Annotated in this window: 20 protein-coding genes and 1 rRNA gene; 11 read left to right on the forward strand and 10 right to left on the reverse strand. The window is 56.0% G+C overall.

The annotated features are described in order from the left end of the window. Positions 1-33 precede the first annotated feature (33 nt). The 3 genes from TUZN_RS09975 to TUZN_RS09985 all read left to right on the forward strand — a co-directional run bounded on the left by TUZN_RS09975 (position 34) and on the right by TUZN_RS09985 (position 1,687). On the forward strand, positions 34-1,032 hold the full coding sequence (locus TUZN_RS09975; RefSeq protein ID WP_052886242.1) for a transcription initiation factor IIB: 999 nt from the start codon (positions 34-36) through the stop codon (positions 1,030-1,032). Positions 1,033-1,073: 41 nt separating this feature from the next. Further along, positions 1,074-1,343 (forward strand): diadenosine tetraphosphate hydrolase, encoded by a 270-nt coding sequence (locus tag TUZN_RS09980; protein WP_237698225.1) that lies wholly within the window; start codon positions 1,074-1,076, stop codon positions 1,341-1,343. Between the two features lie 95 nt (positions 1,344-1,438). Then, positions 1,439-1,687: a hypothetical protein gene (locus TUZN_RS09985; RefSeq protein WP_237698226.1), complete on the forward strand. Its 249-nt coding sequence runs from the start codon at positions 1,439-1,441 to the stop codon at positions 1,685-1,687. On the opposite strand, the gene TUZN_RS09990 is transcribed toward TUZN_RS09985, so the two are convergent. Further along, positions 1,676-2,014: a hypothetical protein gene (locus TUZN_RS09990; RefSeq protein ID WP_013680846.1), complete on the reverse strand. Its 339-nt coding sequence runs from the start codon at positions 2,012-2,014 to the stop codon at positions 1,676-1,678. The two genes, TUZN_RS09985 and TUZN_RS09990, sit on opposite strands and share 12 nt — an antisense overlap. A 93-nt stretch (positions 2,015-2,107) precedes the next feature. Here TUZN_RS09990 and TUZN_RS09995 point away from each other — a divergent pair, with 93 nt between their 5' ends. Further along, on the forward strand, positions 2,108-2,596 hold the full coding sequence (locus tag TUZN_RS09995) for a ribosomal protein L13e (protein ID WP_052886243.1): 489 nt from the start codon (positions 2,108-2,110) through the stop codon (positions 2,594-2,596). Between the two features lies 1 nt (position 2,597). On the opposite strand, the gene TUZN_RS10000 is transcribed toward TUZN_RS09995, so the two are convergent. Then, complete coding sequence (locus tag TUZN_RS10000; RefSeq protein WP_013680848.1) at positions 2,598-3,308, reverse strand: helix-turn-helix domain-containing protein; 711 nt, start codon at positions 3,306-3,308, stop codon at positions 2,598-2,600. Positions 3,309-3,411: 103 nt separating this feature from the next. Here TUZN_RS10000 and TUZN_RS10005 point away from each other — a divergent pair, with 103 nt between their 5' ends. Genes TUZN_RS10005 through TUZN_RS10015 form a run of 3 tightly spaced genes read left to right on the forward strand, consistent with a single transcriptional unit; the run spans position 3,412 to position 6,099 of the window. After that, positions 3,412-4,401, forward strand: a complete 990-nt coding sequence (locus TUZN_RS10005; protein WP_013680849.1) for a coiled-coil protein — start codon at positions 3,412-3,414, stop codon at positions 4,399-4,401. Next, on the forward strand, positions 4,401-5,444 hold the full coding sequence (locus TUZN_RS10010) for a DUF373 family protein (RefSeq protein WP_013680850.1): 1,044 nt from the start codon (positions 4,401-4,403) through the stop codon (positions 5,442-5,444). Before TUZN_RS10005 ends, TUZN_RS10010 begins: the two co-directional genes overlap by 1 nt. Continuing rightward, complete coding sequence (locus tag TUZN_RS10015; protein WP_013680851.1) at positions 5,419-6,099, forward strand: TRM11 family SAM-dependent methyltransferase; 681 nt, start codon at positions 5,419-5,421, stop codon at positions 6,097-6,099. Before TUZN_RS10010 ends, TUZN_RS10015 begins: the two co-directional genes overlap by 26 nt. Here the strand turns inward: TUZN_RS10015 and TUZN_RS10020 are convergent. The 4 genes from TUZN_RS10020 to TUZN_RS10035 are packed head-to-tail and all read right to left on the reverse strand — an operon-like array spanning position 6,075 to position 8,843. Next, positions 6,075-6,506: an RNA-binding domain-containing protein gene (locus TUZN_RS10020; protein ID WP_013680852.1), complete on the reverse strand. Its 432-nt coding sequence runs from the start codon at positions 6,504-6,506 to the stop codon at positions 6,075-6,077. The genes TUZN_RS10015 and TUZN_RS10020 overlap by 25 nt on opposite strands. Then, positions 6,503-7,015 carry an AAA family ATPase gene (locus TUZN_RS10025; protein WP_013680853.1) on the reverse strand — a complete coding sequence of 171 codons (513 nt, stop codon included), beginning with the start codon at positions 7,013-7,015 and terminating at the stop codon, positions 6,503-6,505. The genes TUZN_RS10020 and TUZN_RS10025 overlap by 4 nt, the downstream gene beginning before the upstream one ends. Continuing rightward, on the reverse strand, positions 7,009-8,094 hold the full coding sequence (locus tag TUZN_RS10030; RefSeq protein ID WP_013680854.1) for a tRNA (guanine(26)-N(2))-dimethyltransferase: 1,086 nt from the start codon (positions 8,092-8,094) through the stop codon (positions 7,009-7,011). The genes TUZN_RS10025 and TUZN_RS10030 overlap by 7 nt, the downstream gene beginning before the upstream one ends. Further along, positions 8,091-8,843 (reverse strand): helix-turn-helix domain-containing protein, encoded by a 753-nt coding sequence (locus tag TUZN_RS10035; protein WP_013680855.1) that lies wholly within the window; start codon positions 8,841-8,843, stop codon positions 8,091-8,093. Before TUZN_RS10035 ends, TUZN_RS10030 begins: the two co-directional genes overlap by 4 nt. A 136-nt stretch (positions 8,844-8,979) precedes the next feature. Here TUZN_RS10035 and TUZN_RS10040 point away from each other — a divergent pair, with 136 nt between their 5' ends. Next, positions 8,980-9,498 carry a DUF1947 domain-containing protein gene (locus TUZN_RS10040; RefSeq protein WP_013680856.1) on the forward strand — a complete coding sequence of 173 codons (519 nt, stop codon included), beginning with the start codon at positions 8,980-8,982 and terminating at the stop codon, positions 9,496-9,498. Here the strand turns inward: TUZN_RS10040 and TUZN_RS10045 are convergent. Then, positions 9,469-10,149, reverse strand: coding sequence for an RIO1 family regulatory kinase/ATPase domain-containing protein (locus TUZN_RS10045; RefSeq protein ID WP_013680857.1), 681 nt, complete (start codon positions 10,147-10,149; stop codon positions 9,469-9,471). The two genes, TUZN_RS10040 and TUZN_RS10045, sit on opposite strands and share 30 nt — an antisense overlap. Positions 10,150-10,172: 23 nt before the next feature. Between TUZN_RS10045 and TUZN_RS10050 the strand changes: the two genes are divergently transcribed. Further along, the gene (locus TUZN_RS10050) at positions 10,173-10,529 is read left to right on the forward strand and encodes an Sjogren's syndrome/scleroderma autoantigen 1 family protein (RefSeq protein WP_013680858.1); all 357 of its coding nucleotides are present in this window, start codon (positions 10,173-10,175) and stop codon (positions 10,527-10,529) included. 160 nt (positions 10,530-10,689) lie between these two features. Continuing rightward, positions 10,690-11,715: an alcohol dehydrogenase catalytic domain-containing protein gene (locus tag TUZN_RS10055; RefSeq protein WP_052886244.1), complete on the forward strand. Its 1,026-nt coding sequence runs from the start codon at positions 10,690-10,692 to the stop codon at positions 11,713-11,715. Here TUZN_RS10055 and TUZN_RS10060 read toward each other — a convergent pair. Continuing rightward, positions 11,696-12,496, reverse strand: coding sequence for an aldose 1-epimerase (locus tag TUZN_RS10060; RefSeq protein ID WP_013680860.1), 801 nt, complete (start codon positions 12,494-12,496; stop codon positions 11,696-11,698). The two genes, TUZN_RS10055 and TUZN_RS10060, sit on opposite strands and share 20 nt — an antisense overlap. A 26-nt stretch (positions 12,497-12,522) precedes the next feature. Here TUZN_RS10060 and TUZN_RS10065 point away from each other — a divergent pair, with 26 nt between their 5' ends. After that, entirely contained in the window at positions 12,523-12,921 is a 399-nt protein-coding gene (locus tag TUZN_RS10065; protein WP_013680861.1) for a hypothetical protein, read from the forward strand. Positions 12,922-12,935: 14 nt separating this feature from the next. Here TUZN_RS10065 and rrf read toward each other — a convergent pair. Together rrf and TUZN_RS10075 are read right to left on the reverse strand one after the other, a co-directional pair. After that, positions 12,936-13,056 (reverse strand): 5S ribosomal RNA (rrf, locus tag TUZN_RS10070). Between the two features lie 146 nt (positions 13,057-13,202). Next, the gene (locus TUZN_RS10075; RefSeq protein ID WP_237698227.1) at positions 13,203-13,502 is read right to left on the reverse strand and encodes an ArsR/SmtB family transcription factor; all 300 of its coding nucleotides are present in this window, start codon (positions 13,500-13,502) and stop codon (positions 13,203-13,205) included. Positions 13,503-13,612: the final 110 nt, after the last annotated feature.

The raw sequence follows: 13,612 nt of genomic DNA on the forward strand, positions 1-13,612 counted from the left end.
AAAGTTTATATAGTGATAAAGTATTTATAAGGGATGTCTTCCCAGCCTAACGCCCAGGGGATACCTCACAAGCTCCGAGTGACGAAAAGTAGCGATGGCTATTTAAGCTTAATCACAGAGACCGGAGAGCCGTATATATGTCCGGTCTGTGGAAACGACAAGTTCGTTTACAACTATGAGAGAGGAGAAATAGTATGTGTTGTGTGCGGCACCGTGATATCGGAGAACTTGGTGGATCTAGGCCCCGAATGGCGTGCCTTCACTAACGAGGAGAAGGGGCAGAGAGCCCGCACAGGCGCGCCCATCACGCGTCTGGTCTCGGAGGCCTTGACCACAGTTATAGACTGGAGGGATAAGGACGTGTCGGGCAAGGAGCTGGACCTTAAGCGGAAGTTAGAGGTCATAAGGTTGAGGAAGTGGCAGACGCGGGCCCGCGTGCAGACATCCTACGAGCGCAACTTCGTCCAGGCGGCGCAGGAGCTGGAGAGGCTCAAAAGCGCCATGGGCGTCCCGCGGCCCTGCGTAGAGCAGGCTCTGGAGATCTATAGACAAGCGTTGGAGAAAGAGCTGGTCAGAGGGCGCTCCGTCGAGGCCATGGCCGCCGCCGCGCTGTATATGGCGTGTAGGATGCTCAAGACGCCGAGACCTCTCGACGAGCTTATAAGATTCACGAAGGCCTCTAGAAGGGAGGTAGCCAGATGTTACAGATTGTTGCTACGCGAGCTTAACGTCAGGGTGCCCATAAGCGATCCGGTGCTCTACATATCTAGGGTGGCCGAACAGCTCAAGCTGACAGGAGATGTTGTAAAGACGGCGATCGACATAATAAATAAAGCCAAGAAAGCCGGGCTGACCGCGGGCAAAGATCCCGCGGGCCTCGCCGCGGCGGCGGTCTATATCGCCTCTCTGCTACACGGCGATAATAGGACCCAGAAGGACTTCGCAATAGCCGCCGGCGTGACTGAGGTCACAGTTAGGAATAGATATAAGGAGTTAGCTAAAGCGCTTGATATAAAGATACCAATCAAATGATTATAAAAAGCAACGATTTAATTACGGTAAAGCCAGCGGAAATGCCGCTTAGTAGCGGCCACGTAGTTATGTATCTGCACAAACGGGTGGCGGATATGTCGGTCAGCGAACTTTTCGAGCTGGCGAAAGACCTCAAGGAGCTGATAGCCAAGATGAAGCGCTCCTACAGACCCGAGGCCTACAACGTAGTGCTGTGGGACGACAAGATAGAGGTACTGCCCCGTTGGTGCGGCGACATGAGCTTCAACGCGTTCTACGGCCTCAAGACCACTCCCCAAACTCCTCAAATGATCTTTGAATCATATAGATGAATATTACAATAGATTTAATATTTTTTATTTTTATTTTCAGTATAGGATTATATGTAATTTATAAGATTGAATATGATATAAAGATTTTACGGATATTGAAGGCTTATCCCGTAGTTGCGAGGGTAAAGGGCGAGGGGTTAGTGGACTTCTCGAACCTCTCTGTAATGCTCAGAGACTACGACATAGAGTATTCGGTTGAGGGGCCTGTGGACGTCGAGAGGGTGGGCGAAGGGGTGTACAAGATAAGGGCGAGGTCGGGCGGGAGAGTAGTGTTCAGGATAGTGGCGTACGGGAATTTCGACGAGTACGCGGTGGAGAAGAGCGTGGAGGTTTTAGGCGGCTAAGAGGCGCGAAAGTCTAAACACCTCTACGTCCCACGCAACGGCGGCCAGATAAAATGCTATATATGGCGAAGTGTCTCCGGCGAACGCGCCGGCTATGCCGGCGAGCGACGATATGGCGAGCACGAGGCCCACGGAATCGACGAGCGCTATGAGGGGTATTATGACCACGTAGATCTCCGGCTCCCTCGCTATGGAGAGCGCCAGTGAGGCTATAGCGGTTACTACTATGCTTACGACGGCCACCGGGTCCATCAAAAGCGTGACGAAGTATATCGCCAGCACCACTACGAACCTATACACGGCCAGCGACGCCAGCAACCTCTGCACGTCGGAGAGATACGAGGTGGTATTTCAAACTTTTCAGCCCGGCTTTCGCCACTACGGGGGAAGACTTTATAAATTGGTTCTAATCGTGTGGCTATGGCTGACGCCATAGCGGCGACGCCGCCTAAGCCCCTCGTCAAGGAGCCGGCAACCATAAGTAGCGGCGGCGTGGCCAGATGGAAGGTGGGCAGAGGGTTTTCCGTCGGCGAGGTGAGGCAGGTGGGCTTGACCGTGGAGCAGGCCAGGCTGTTGGGCCTTTACGTGGATACGAGGCGTAAGTCTATCCACGACGTCAACGTGCAGGCGCTGAGGGAGTGGCTGGTCAAGGTGCTGGAGGGGCAGATGCCTCCTCCCGAGCCGAAGATGCCTGTCTCTGTCTCGATAAAGCCCAAGAGAGGACGCGCGTTTAGGGGCTTGACGTCGGCCGGAAGGAGGGCCAGAGGTCTATTGAGCACCAGATATAAGGAGACCCACGCGAGGAAGTGGAAGAAGAAGGCGGCCGAGAGGGCGGCTAAGAGGCGCCATGAGGCTACCAAGGGCTTGGGCAACCTAATGAGGATCTCGAAAATAATCCATAAGAAGTAGTTTACTTAAATCTACGTAAATTCTCTATTAACGTTTCTATTTCTAGATTTGTCACCGCTAGCGGAATATATTCCCGTTTACATATTTCCAAGGCCAGGCTATCCACCTCCTTGACGCCGTGTAGCACCATCACAGCAGGTTTCAGATTAACTACGGCCGACATAGCCTTCACGGCTATCACGGGAGATCTTCCGGTCGATACCTTTGTGAATATGGCCGCCCTTTGGGACGTCGTGCCGTAGAGGCGCAGATACTCGTTGGAGGGCACTTCCAAGACGAGCTTTATGCTGTCCACCAGGGTGTAGCCGTATATATCTACGGGCGGAGGCTCTATCAAGATCTCCGCATCTATTGCGTTTAAAAACTCCCTAATGGGCACGGGGGACGTGAAGTCCCGCATGTCGAGGACAGCGATCCAATACTTCTCCTTCAGTATCTGCCTCATCAGCAGATTGACGATGGGGCTGCCGCGCTCCAGATCCGCCTCTATGAGCGCCTGGACCAGCCTCTTCACGAACCTGGCGCCGGGGAACTTCCTACGGCCCGACTCGTAGTCGCTGATAACGCTCGGCGAGGTGTTCAGCCTTACGGCCAACGCAGTCTGCGTAAGGCCGAAGACCAGCCGCCACCTCTTTATCGCCTCGCCAGGGTTTTCCGACATTATTATATCGCCTGCTATATACATGGCGACATCCCTATACGGCTGAGTCATCGTAGGAAGGTACACATGGGAATATAATCATTTCTTTTTTGTAAACAGAAGGCGTGCCGTGCTTTGAGCAAGAAAAGCTAAATATCGCTGGTACTCCCCCCACGTGATCAACAAGGACGAGCTTTTGAGCAAGATACGTGAATTGAGCGCGTCGATGGATCAACTAGAGGGGCAGATAGCCGCTATCACTAAGGAGATTGAGGATAAACGAAATGCTCTGGGCGAGGTCAGGAGGAGTCTGGCGGAGGTCAGATCCCAAATAGACAATATAAGGGCTAAGTTCCAGAAGATCAGGGAGGATCTGGGCCAGCTACGGGCTAAGCGCCAGGAGATAATAGATTCCATACGTAAAGCCAAGTCGCAGATCTTAGAGATAAACGTGGAGATGCAGAAGCATAGGGAAAAGCTAGACGCGTATAGGAAAGCCCTCAGCGCCATTAACGAATACGTGGGGGGCAGGCCGCTGGACAAGGAGAAGATGAAGATGTTAGTGGAGAAGCTCGAGTACTATTTCGAGACCTCGCCGACGGATCCGGAGTGGGAGCGCCAGTTCATCAAGACGATATCCGAGATAGAGGAGGAGTTGAACTTGGCCGACTCCCTCGAGAAGTTGCGGTCTCACATACAGGAGATAAAAAACAAGCTGGATGAGCTGAAGAGGAGAAAGGACGAGATTAGGCAGAATATAGCCAACTTGGTGAATTCTCTAAATTCCGTAAAGGAGGAGATCGCGAAGCTCAAGAAGGAGAGGGAGGAGGCGTATAAACAGCTAACAGAGCTGAAGAAGAAGAGGGACGAGCTGAAGCAGATGAGGGACGACTTAAAGAAGGCCATCGTCGATCTAGCTATAAAGAGGAAGGAGCTTAGGGCCCGGTTAGCCCAGCTTAGGGATGAGCTGAACAAATACACCATACTGCTCAAGGCCGCCGATCTCTCGGAGAGGTACAAAACTGCCCTAGAGGCGCAGAACGCGAAGAAGGAAGGCCTGAGGGCCAAGGCCGAGGAGATATACCAGAAACTGCTAAGGGGCGAACGCCTCACCCACGAGGAGATGAAGATATTAGCGGAAGCCGGCTACCTCGCTGAGGAATAGTGAGGGTACTTGTTCTCTATGTCGATCGTGATGGGGACCTCAAACAAGCCGGAATCGCCACGCCGGTAGTAGGCAGAGACAACGTACTGCGCCTGGGCATACAGTACATCCTTAGGCATCCAGACGACTCGGACGCCAACGCGATATTTGCGGCGGTTAAGATCTACGACAGCCTCGAGGAGAAGCTGGGCAAGGGCAACGTGGAGGTGGCCGTGGTCTGCGGCTCTCCCGACGAGAGGATGGCCAACTTAGTCGTCCTCGACGAGCTTGGGCAAGTCCTCACGTCCTTCGACGCCGACGCCATATATTTCGTGTCGGACGGCCCCTCGGACGAAGCGGCCGTAATGGCGATCCAGACGCGCAGACCTGTGATATCGGTGGAGAGGGTTATAGTGAAGCAGTCTAGATCCGTCGAGGAGACCGTGTCCCTAATAAGGTATTACTTAACTAAGGCGGTGAGGGAGCCCGAGTATAGGAGATACACCGTCGGAATTCCCTCATTCCTTCTATTCCTATACGCTCTCTCAATATTTATAAATATTCAAATAATTTCATATATTTTAGAACTTGGTGTACTATTTCTATTATTTTTATTAATGATGTATGGATTCGGTGTATATGATTTTCTGAAGACTATACTTAGGAAATACGAGGTCACCTTCGCGGTCTCCGTGGTATCTCTCTTCGCAGTGACGGTATATTTCATACTAGCCCTCTCGGGGTATCTCGGGATAAGGGTGCCTCAGAGCCTATCTATACAATACAACGGCCTAGTGCCCGCCGTTGTCCTCGTAGTGCCGATAGTCAGCTACGCCATCGAGGGCTTCTTGAGGACTCAACGCATCTCGCGGAGCGTGTTTATACTAGCGGCGTTGGTGTTTTCGTTCTTCTACTTCATCATGCCTCCAATCGTTGGGGCGGTCGGGGGATCTCTCGACGTAAGGCTCTTCTTCGAGGGGGTCTTGCTATTCTCAGCAACTACGATCTTGGGAATAATAATAGCGTTGGTGTTATCGCGTGCGTTGCCGTCTGTCATTAAATAAGCGATATCCTTGCCTGTCTAGGGAGGAGCTAGCCTCGTTGGCTAAGTCCCACGGCTGCAATATCCTCGAGGAGGATTCCGTGGTGGTATTGGACTGCCCCGATTGCGCTGTGGCCAAGAGAGCCGCGTTTGCCAGACCCCTTGAGGCGTCTAGAGATAAGCCAGTGCAAATACAGAAGAGGAGTACGGTGACCATGGACGCCTTCACGGCGCGATTATTGGCAAATCTGGCAATGTCTAGGAAGCTGTCGAAGGTTCTGGAACCCTTCATAGGATCAGGCGCGGTGGCCGCTGAGGCCGAAAGATACGGAGCCTACGTGGTCGGCGTCGACATAGACGCCGATATGCTGAGGAGAGCCGCGGCCAACACGTCGGCGGATCTCGTACAAGCCGACTCGCGCATGTTACCGTTCAGAAAGGCGTTTGACGCGGCCGTGGGGGATGCCCCGTACGGTAGGATGTCGGTGGTCGAAGGAGACGTCGAGGGCCTCATAAGGCAGTTTCTAGACGAGGCGATGTGTGTGGTGAGGGGCCGCATAGTATTGGCCATACCCATATATTTCGACGTGCCTCATCTCCGTAGCTGTGCTATGTACGTCCACGGAGGCCTATACAGGGTTATAATAGTGGCTCAATCGGGCGGCGGCCCCTCGTAGAAGATCCGCCCCTTGTAGGTCCGCGGCGCTATCCAGTCGAGGAAACCCCTGACGTCAGACGTCTCGACCGAGAAGACTATGGGGCCCAGGGGGGACTCGTTGGGCTCCGTGGCGAAGGAGACGACGCCGACGTATGCGGCTTGTTTATGTAGGTTGAAGACGATCCTCCCCTCGCCTGCTATGGACCTGGAGAGCACCGAACGCGCCGAGTCTTGAATGCCCTGGCGCCATATGGCCTCCTTGAGCTTCAGGAGGGATCTATAGCTATGTCCTCTGGCCACTAACAACGTCGTGTCGCCCTCGCGCCTCACCTCGACCTCGTCCGGCTCGAAGACGTTAAGGACAGCGCGTCTAACCTTCTCGGGATCCTCCGTGGGCCTTATCTCGGCTATGACCTCCACCTTCATAACCTCCTCACTATTGCGTCCACCTCCGCATCGAGCTCCTCGATGCTTTTGTCCTCGTTCACGATTATCGCGTCGGCTCTCATGAGCAACGCGGTCACCCCGAGCTTCATCTCCCTGTAGTCGCGCATAGCGAATTGGGCGTACGTGGCTGGGTCGTCCTCTCTCCCTCTAGAGGCGAGCCGCCTCAAGCGAGTCTGCCGAGAGGCCGCGACGTAGACGAGGAACAGACGTCCGAGGATCTCTTCCAACGCCTCGGCCTCCTCGGGGCTTCTCAAACCATCTATCACTACCCTATCGTCTCTCCCTAAGCCGAGCCCCCGCACGACTGCCCTCATGCCGCCCTCGAGCCTTATCAACACAGCCGCCTCGTCGGGAGTCACGCCCCTCTTTTCGGCGTAGCTCCTTATGATGTCGCCCATGGTGTACGGCTTAAAGCCGCGTTTGACGAATAACGATGTAATTAATGTCTTCCCGCTTCCCGGCAGGCCGGCTATGCCGACCGCTACCACCGCCCCAGCCTCTGGGCCAATATTAAAAGTTCTCCGTAGTCCGCCTCCGCCTTAAAGCCTTGAGGAGACATATGGGTCGGCGCGGCGTGTATACCATATTCGCCAAGCCGCCGCACCAGCTCCGACACGCCTATCTTCAGATCGCCCAGCTCGTGCGTTAAATAATACCAAGGCCTCGACACGGAGTACTCGAGAGCCAAAGTACTCAACAACCGCCTGGCCCCCTCCTCCTCGGCCCTATCGGCCAGCTCAGATACAAAGGCCGCGTCGCCGAGCTCCCCAACCCAAAGCGGCCCGATAGACGACGGCTTCCCGGTCCTTGAGACGAGTCTATACCCCCTCCGGATCTCTAGGTAGGCCAGCCTACGGAGCGAGTCGGAGGCATCCCTGGCGCCCCTCACGACCTTGCCGCAGAACCTAAAGTAGTGCCTCTCCCAGTACGCTATCAGAGGCTCGAGAGCGAAGTCGTTGGCCGCCGCGGCTCTCGCCAGAAAGCTCAACAACGCTCTGAGGCCCACCTCGACGTAGAACGGCGTCTTGGAAAGCCTTACGCCATACCTCCTCAACGCCTTTTCCCTATAGTTGCCCACGAGCACCGCCGTATCGGTGGCGGTGGCGCAGAGAAGCCCGCCGTCCCTAATCGCCTGGAAGGCGGACTCCACGAACGGCGCGGGGGAACCGAAAGGGTCTAGGTCAACCACGTCGCATTCGCCCCTCAGCCGCCTCAACAATATCGAGGCGTCTTCGTTGTATACCTCGGCCGACACGCCGTTGAGCTCTAGGTTCTTCCTTATCACCTCCACGGCGGCCTTAGATATGTCGTTGAGCACGAGCCTGCCGACGGCGTTTGTCTCCAAGGCGTATCTTATCCCGCGTATGCCGGTGGCGCTGAGGGGTTCGCATACGTCTAGCTTCCTGCCCTCGATGCGGGAAAAAGCATCGAGCACGAGGATCGATATATACCTATTCCTAGCCATATATCTGTTGTAGAACACAGGGGCGTTGGCCGGATCTGCATATTTGGCCGGATCAGGCGCCCAGAACCTGGCTTTCCCCTCCTCGAGGAGGACGAAGCTCACCCCCTCACGACCTCGGCGCCGAATATGCTGGCGAGGGCTTCCGCCTTCTCGCGCCTCTCCTCGCTTTTCACTATGAATATAGGCCGCTCGTCGTAGGCTATCCCGTTGGGATGAGACTGCTCCAGCTTGTAGGCGTTGGCGCCTATGGCTCTGCTCGCCTTGTCTATAGAATCTGCCTTAATCGAAGTGAATAGATCTATCCGCTTGAATATGTCCGTCCCGAAAAACCTAGCCAACGTGGTTGCGGCCTCCTCGGGGACTCCCATGTCCCCCCGCTCATATCTATACACGGTCTCCCTGGACACCGACAACATCTCAGATAAGGCGCTCAGACTGAGGCCGGCCTCCTCCCTACGCTCCCGCAAGGCCTCGCCGTCAACGAGGGCGTAGCGCCTCCCTCTGATCTGGAGGAACATGGGCATATCGCCTCTGAACGCCTTGGCGAGAGTGGCTAGGGACACGAAGTTGACGTTGTCGCGCCTATAGACGACTCCCTCCCTCAACACGCTGCCTCTAGCTGAGGAGGCGACGCCGAGGGCGGGGACGTCGAGGAGCTCGGAGAGTAGCTTAACGTCGCGAAGGGCTCCGGTGGGGACCTCGTCGGCGTTGGGGGCCACCTTGAGCAATATCTTCTTCCCCTCGTGCTCCACGACCATGGTGTAGGCATATGGCCTAGAGACGTCTATGAATAGATCTACTCCGTGTTGCCTCACTATGCTTAAGGTAGCGCTGAGCAGCTTCTCCTGCACTGTGATAAGTTAGATGTGAAAATATATAAGGCTTAAAGGCGTATTATCGCGGTGGGGAGTACCCGGCAAGCCTGATCCCTGATGATCCATTCATGGGCCGAGAAAGCTATTTATCCGAGGGCCTTCCCTCAACTACGTGAGGCGCGTGAGGCTTAGCAATAAGGAGATTAAGGAGCTCGTCGCCAGCTTGGGCAGAGCCGGCGAGCTCATCAGAGATGCTGACGCGGTAGAGGTTGTGGAGATCGAGGGGGGACGCGCCATCTATGTAGCGGATTCACAGCCGGCGCTCTTGAAGACCCAGATCGCCAACATCGGCGAGATCTTTCTGCCTACGCTTTACTTAATACACAAAACTCCGCTGGGCCAGAAGGCGCTCTCGCTGTACCCGTTAGTTCTAGTCGACGCAGGAGCCGTAAAACACATACTAAACGGCGCAGACGTCATGAGGCCGGGGATAAGATCCATCGAGGGCGATTTCAGCAAGGGCGACCCCGTCTTGGTATCCGACGAGAAGAGGAGGGCTATAGCGGTAGGCGTCGCCCTATATCCGCGGGGCGAGCTAGAGGCCATGGATCGCGGCAAGGTGATCTACAACGCCCACTACCTCGGCGATAAGGTGTGGAAGCTATCGCTTGAGCTGGCCGAGAAGAGATGACAACAGTTCGTTGAAGGCCAAGTCGTCGCGCCGCTCGGCATATCTCCTAAGGGCCTCCAGGGGCGGCGTGAGGCCCAACGCCCGCAACAAGTTTGCGGCCTGGGTTACGTTCTGCGCCCCGGGCCGCGCCGACTCGAAGTCGAGGATGACAGCCCTCCCGCCTCTGGCGACTAGCACGTGTTTCCCCGGCCTGGAGAGCTCGCCGTGAGAGATCCCCGCCAGATCCAGAGCCCGCGCCTGTCTGAGCAGATCGGCCACGAACCTGGCCCTCTCCTCGGCCCCAGCGGCTCTCCACCAATCCGCGACGGGCGTGCCCTCCACGTACTCCATAACCAACACGTCTCTAGTGTATGCGTAGAGCCTGGGGCCTACGCCGACCCCGTTGGCGATCTGGAGATAGCGGGCCTCGTCGAGCAGATGCGGCCTCTGGGCATCCCCCCTCCTAATTTTACACGCATATATGTCGCCGTGCCTGGATCTACAGAAGACGACGACTCCGTTATTGCCCTTGCCTAGAAGGCGCGTAGGTCCCCACACAACATCGCCGCCCGGCTCCACCCTTACGCCTAGAGAGGACAGTTGCCTTGCTACCTCCGCCAAGTGGGCCAGATCGCCGCCTATAGCTAACGCGAGAGCCTCCCTCAACTTCATATATACATGATCCGTATCGGTATATGAGCACTAAGAGGGATCTCGTGGTGAAGAGGATCGCCGAACTTGTGAGGGCCGGCGCCACTTTGACGTCGTATACATGTCCGGCGTGCGGCACGGTGCTCGTCAAGCTAAAGACCGGCGAATACTACTGCGCCAACTGCGAGAGGACTGTCGTGGTCGTCAAGTCGGAGGAGGAGGCCCAGAAGGTCTCGGAGCTCTACAGCCTGAAGGAGGTTAGGCAGATAGTCTTCAACAAGATACTGTCGCTGGGCAGAGAGATAGGCGGGCTCGACGGCGAGGAGCTCTACGACAGGTTGAGGACTCTTTCCATTCTGCTTGATATATACGAGAAGTTGAGCAAGATGAGCGGCTCCTGATCAGCGCTGCATACCCTCGTCACCTGTAGGGAGCGGTGATCCTCATCACGTTAAAAAGGCGGATCCCGGTATATATGTGATGACGTGGTCCTATTGCGAGGGATGAGCGGACCCCTACCCATCTGATAAAAAGGTTATATAGATGAGAAAAGCCATTTATATGCGGGCGGCTAGGTTCTATGGGCCTGGAAAGCCTCTGGCGATCGAGGAAGTGCCCAGGCCCAGCCCGGGGCCCGGCGAGGTGCTCGTCAGGGTAAAAGCCGCCGGCGTCTGCCACACCGAACTGCATTTCCTAGACGGCATACTCAATCTAGGAGTTATGCCAATAACGTTGGGCCACGAGATAGCTGGAGTCGTGGAGGAGGTAGGCCCGGGCGTCGACGACCCCAAGCCGGGCGATAGGGTGATTGTGTATTACTATGTCGGGTGCGGCAGATGTAGGCACTGCCTGAGAGGCGAGGAGAATCTCTGCGAGAACCCCAAGGCCGAGTACGGATTCATAACCGACGGCGGGTACGCCGAGTACGTGAAGGTGCCTGCGAGGAACGCCGTGAAGCTCCCCGACAATATCCCCTTCGAGCAGGCCGCGCCTATAGGGTGTAGCGTCACGACGGCCATACACGCCACCAAGAGGGCGAGGCCGGAGATGGGCGAGTACGTGGCAGTCTACGGCGTAGGGGCCGTGGGCTTCGCATTGATACAGTACAACAAGCTTATCGGCGCGAAGGTAATAGCCATAGGCAGATCCGAGAGGAAGCTTGCGCTGGCTCGGGAGCTGGGCGCCGATTACGTCATAAACGCCAGGTCCGAGGACGTGGTGAGGAAGGCCCTGGAGATAACTGGCGGGCGCGGCGTCGACGTGGTGTACGAGCTGGTGGGCGTTAAGGAGACCATGGATAATTCCCTCAAGATGTTGGCCAAGAGAGGGCGCCTGGTCCTGATAGGCTATTGGCGCGACAAGCTGGAGGCCAACCCGCTGGATCTAGTGGTGAAGGAGGCCGTAATAACGGCGTCGGTGGGGAATACGCTGGAGGAGCTTATTGAGGCGGTGCGCCTGGTCTCTGAGGGCAAGATAAAGGTGGTCGTCGATAGGGTCGTCGGGCTCAGCAAGATAAACGAGGAGCTCGAAAGGCTTAGGAGAGGCGAGGTCGTGGGCAGGGTCGTTATCAACCCCGAGGCGCCTTGAAGTATATCTCGAAGGAGAACTCGGCGGCCTCGCCCGGGCCCAATATCTTCAGCCCCATGCCGTTGTGGTAGGCATCGGGCGCCCCCGACATCGGCTCGACCGCGACTGCCCCCTCTACGCCCGTGTATACCTGTATATACGGCATATTCCGTCTGCGCATCTCGACTACGGAATACGGCGACTCGAGAATCACGGGATCGCCCTCGACGAGGAAACAGTCGTCGTAGTCGCCCTCCACCCCGAAACTGTGCGGGACGAGCTCGCCGGTGGGTATCTTGCCTACAGCAACACATCTAAGCGGGTTCTCCGCCCTCAATCTCCACGGGCGCGACACGACGAAGTACGGATGTGCGCCCACGACCAGAGGCGCCCTCCTCCGGCCCGCGTTAACGATGCTTAACGAGACTGAGAGGGAGTTCTCGGACAGCTCGTAGCGGACTGCGCATGAGAGGGTCGAGGGGTAGCCCGGATGGGAGAGCTCCAGCTGGAATTCGGCAAAGTCGTCGCCGCGTTCAGCCAAGGCCCAGTCCATGGACATGGCCAGGCCGTGTATCGCGTGGCCCTCGGCGCTTTTGGGCAATTCGTAGAAGACCCCGTCCAGCTCGTAGACGCCGTCCTTGACCCTGTTGGCGAAGGGTATGAGCAACGCCATACCGCCCCTCGTCTGGCTATCGACCGAGCCGGGAAGCACTATATCCCTACCGCCTTGTCTGAGCGAGGACAGGTACGCGCCCCTCGCGTGGAGGACGGCCACGGTCTGGCCCGACCTGAGCGTTATCACAAAAATATAAGAGGGGATATATTTTCATGCTCAAGAGGGAGCTCATAAGATTGCTGGAGGAGGACGCCGAGTTTAGAGACATTGCGAGGGCCAAGCTGGGCATCGCCGAGCTGGCGCAGACCCTCCAGAGGCTGGCGCAGGCCCTAGAAAACCTCGCGGCCGAGATAAGAGAACAGAACGTCTCGACGAGGGCGCTGGCCGAGGCTTGTCGGAGTAGCTCCTCGGATATAGCCGCGCTGAAGTCGTTGGCGGAGAGGGAAGTCGAGGCGATAGGGGCGCTCGCGCGGACCGTGGAGCAGATCGCCGAGAGGCTCGAGAAAAGGCAGACGGAGTCGACCGACGCGCTCAGCGCGAGGATAGTCGAGGTGGCGGAGGCCGTGAGGAAGCTCGACGAGACGTTACGCAAGCTGGTCGCGGCGATTTAACGAAGAGGAAGCCCTCCTGCCAGCACGCCGGTTTCCCGGGCCCTCGCGGAGCCCAGTACTCCCGAGCGCGGCGCCGGCCTTAGCTTCCGGGATCTGGCGAGTCCGGGCGTAGCACCGGCGCCTATGGCCGGCTCAGAGGGCATCCGCTATACAAGCTTGGCTTTTTAAGCATTTTGCCGCCGAGAGAATACGCTGAATTTACGGCGCCATGGCCTCTTCCATGTATCGCGAGCGGGCGACCTAAACCCTCTAGCGTACTTTATTACAATATTGTTGTCTATTTAAATGATTTTTGTTTCGTTTCTACTTAGACTTTCTTTAATTAATGTATATAATTCATCCCAGTGCTTATAGGCATTATCCTCGATAAAATACACATCGCCGTACCTCATGCCGAGCCTTTTAACTAAGCCGTTTTTCTCCAGCAAGCTTAGGTGATACTTAACGGTTTTATAGTCTATACCTAATTCTTTTGATATTTGATTTATATTAGTTGGCCTTTCTTTTAATAGCATTAATATCTTAGATCTCATATAACCGCCTTTAGATTCTACGAGTAGCCATCTGATTCTGGCATACATAGGACACGTGTTGGCTAACCTATCGGTTGCGTCGTTGCTGCTAGAAGCGCCTACAGTTAGCAACATTAATAGGCGGAATATATCGGCGGTACTGCCTAAAGCCGTATGCA

Source organism: Thermoproteus uzoniensis 768-20, from assembly GCF_000193375.1.
Classification (GTDB): Archaea; Thermoproteota; Thermoprotei; order Thermoproteales; family Thermoproteaceae; genus Thermoproteus; species Thermoproteus uzoniensis_A.

Excerpts from the sequence above, each read along its gene's own strand:
- TUZN_RS10045 (WP_013680857.1), bottom strand. The coding sequence starts at position 10,149 with ATGAAGTTGAGGGAGGCTCTCGCGTTAGCTATAGGCGGCGATCTGGCC.
- TUZN_RS10020 (WP_013680852.1), bottom strand. The coding sequence starts at position 6,506 with ATGAAGGTGGAGGTCATAGCCGAGATAAGGCCCACGGAGGATCCCGAG.
- TUZN_RS09980 (WP_237698225.1), top strand. The coding sequence starts at position 1,074 with ATGCCGCTTAGTAGCGGCCACGTAGTTATGTATCTGCACAAACGGGTG.
- TUZN_RS10065 (WP_013680861.1), top strand. The coding sequence starts at position 12,523 with ATGCTCAAGAGGGAGCTCATAAGATTGCTGGAGGAGGACGCCGAGTTT.
- TUZN_RS10055 (WP_052886244.1), top strand. The coding sequence starts at position 10,690 with ATGCGGGCGGCTAGGTTCTATGGGCCTGGAAAGCCTCTGGCGATCGAG.
- TUZN_RS10075 (WP_237698227.1), bottom strand. The coding sequence starts at position 13,502 with ATGTATGCCAGAATCAGATGGCTACTCGTAGAATCTAAAGGCGGTTAT.
- TUZN_RS10000 (WP_013680848.1), bottom strand. The coding sequence starts at position 3,308 with ATGACTCAGCCGTATAGGGATGTCGCCATGTATATAGCAGGCGATATA.
- TUZN_RS09975 (WP_052886242.1), top strand. The coding sequence starts at position 34 with ATGTCTTCCCAGCCTAACGCCCAGGGGATACCTCACAAGCTCCGAGTG.
- TUZN_RS09995 (WP_052886243.1), top strand. The coding sequence starts at position 2,108 with ATGGCTGACGCCATAGCGGCGACGCCGCCTAAGCCCCTCGTCAAGGAG.
- TUZN_RS10050 (WP_013680858.1), top strand. The coding sequence starts at position 10,173 with ATGAGCACTAAGAGGGATCTCGTGGTGAAGAGGATCGCCGAACTTGTG.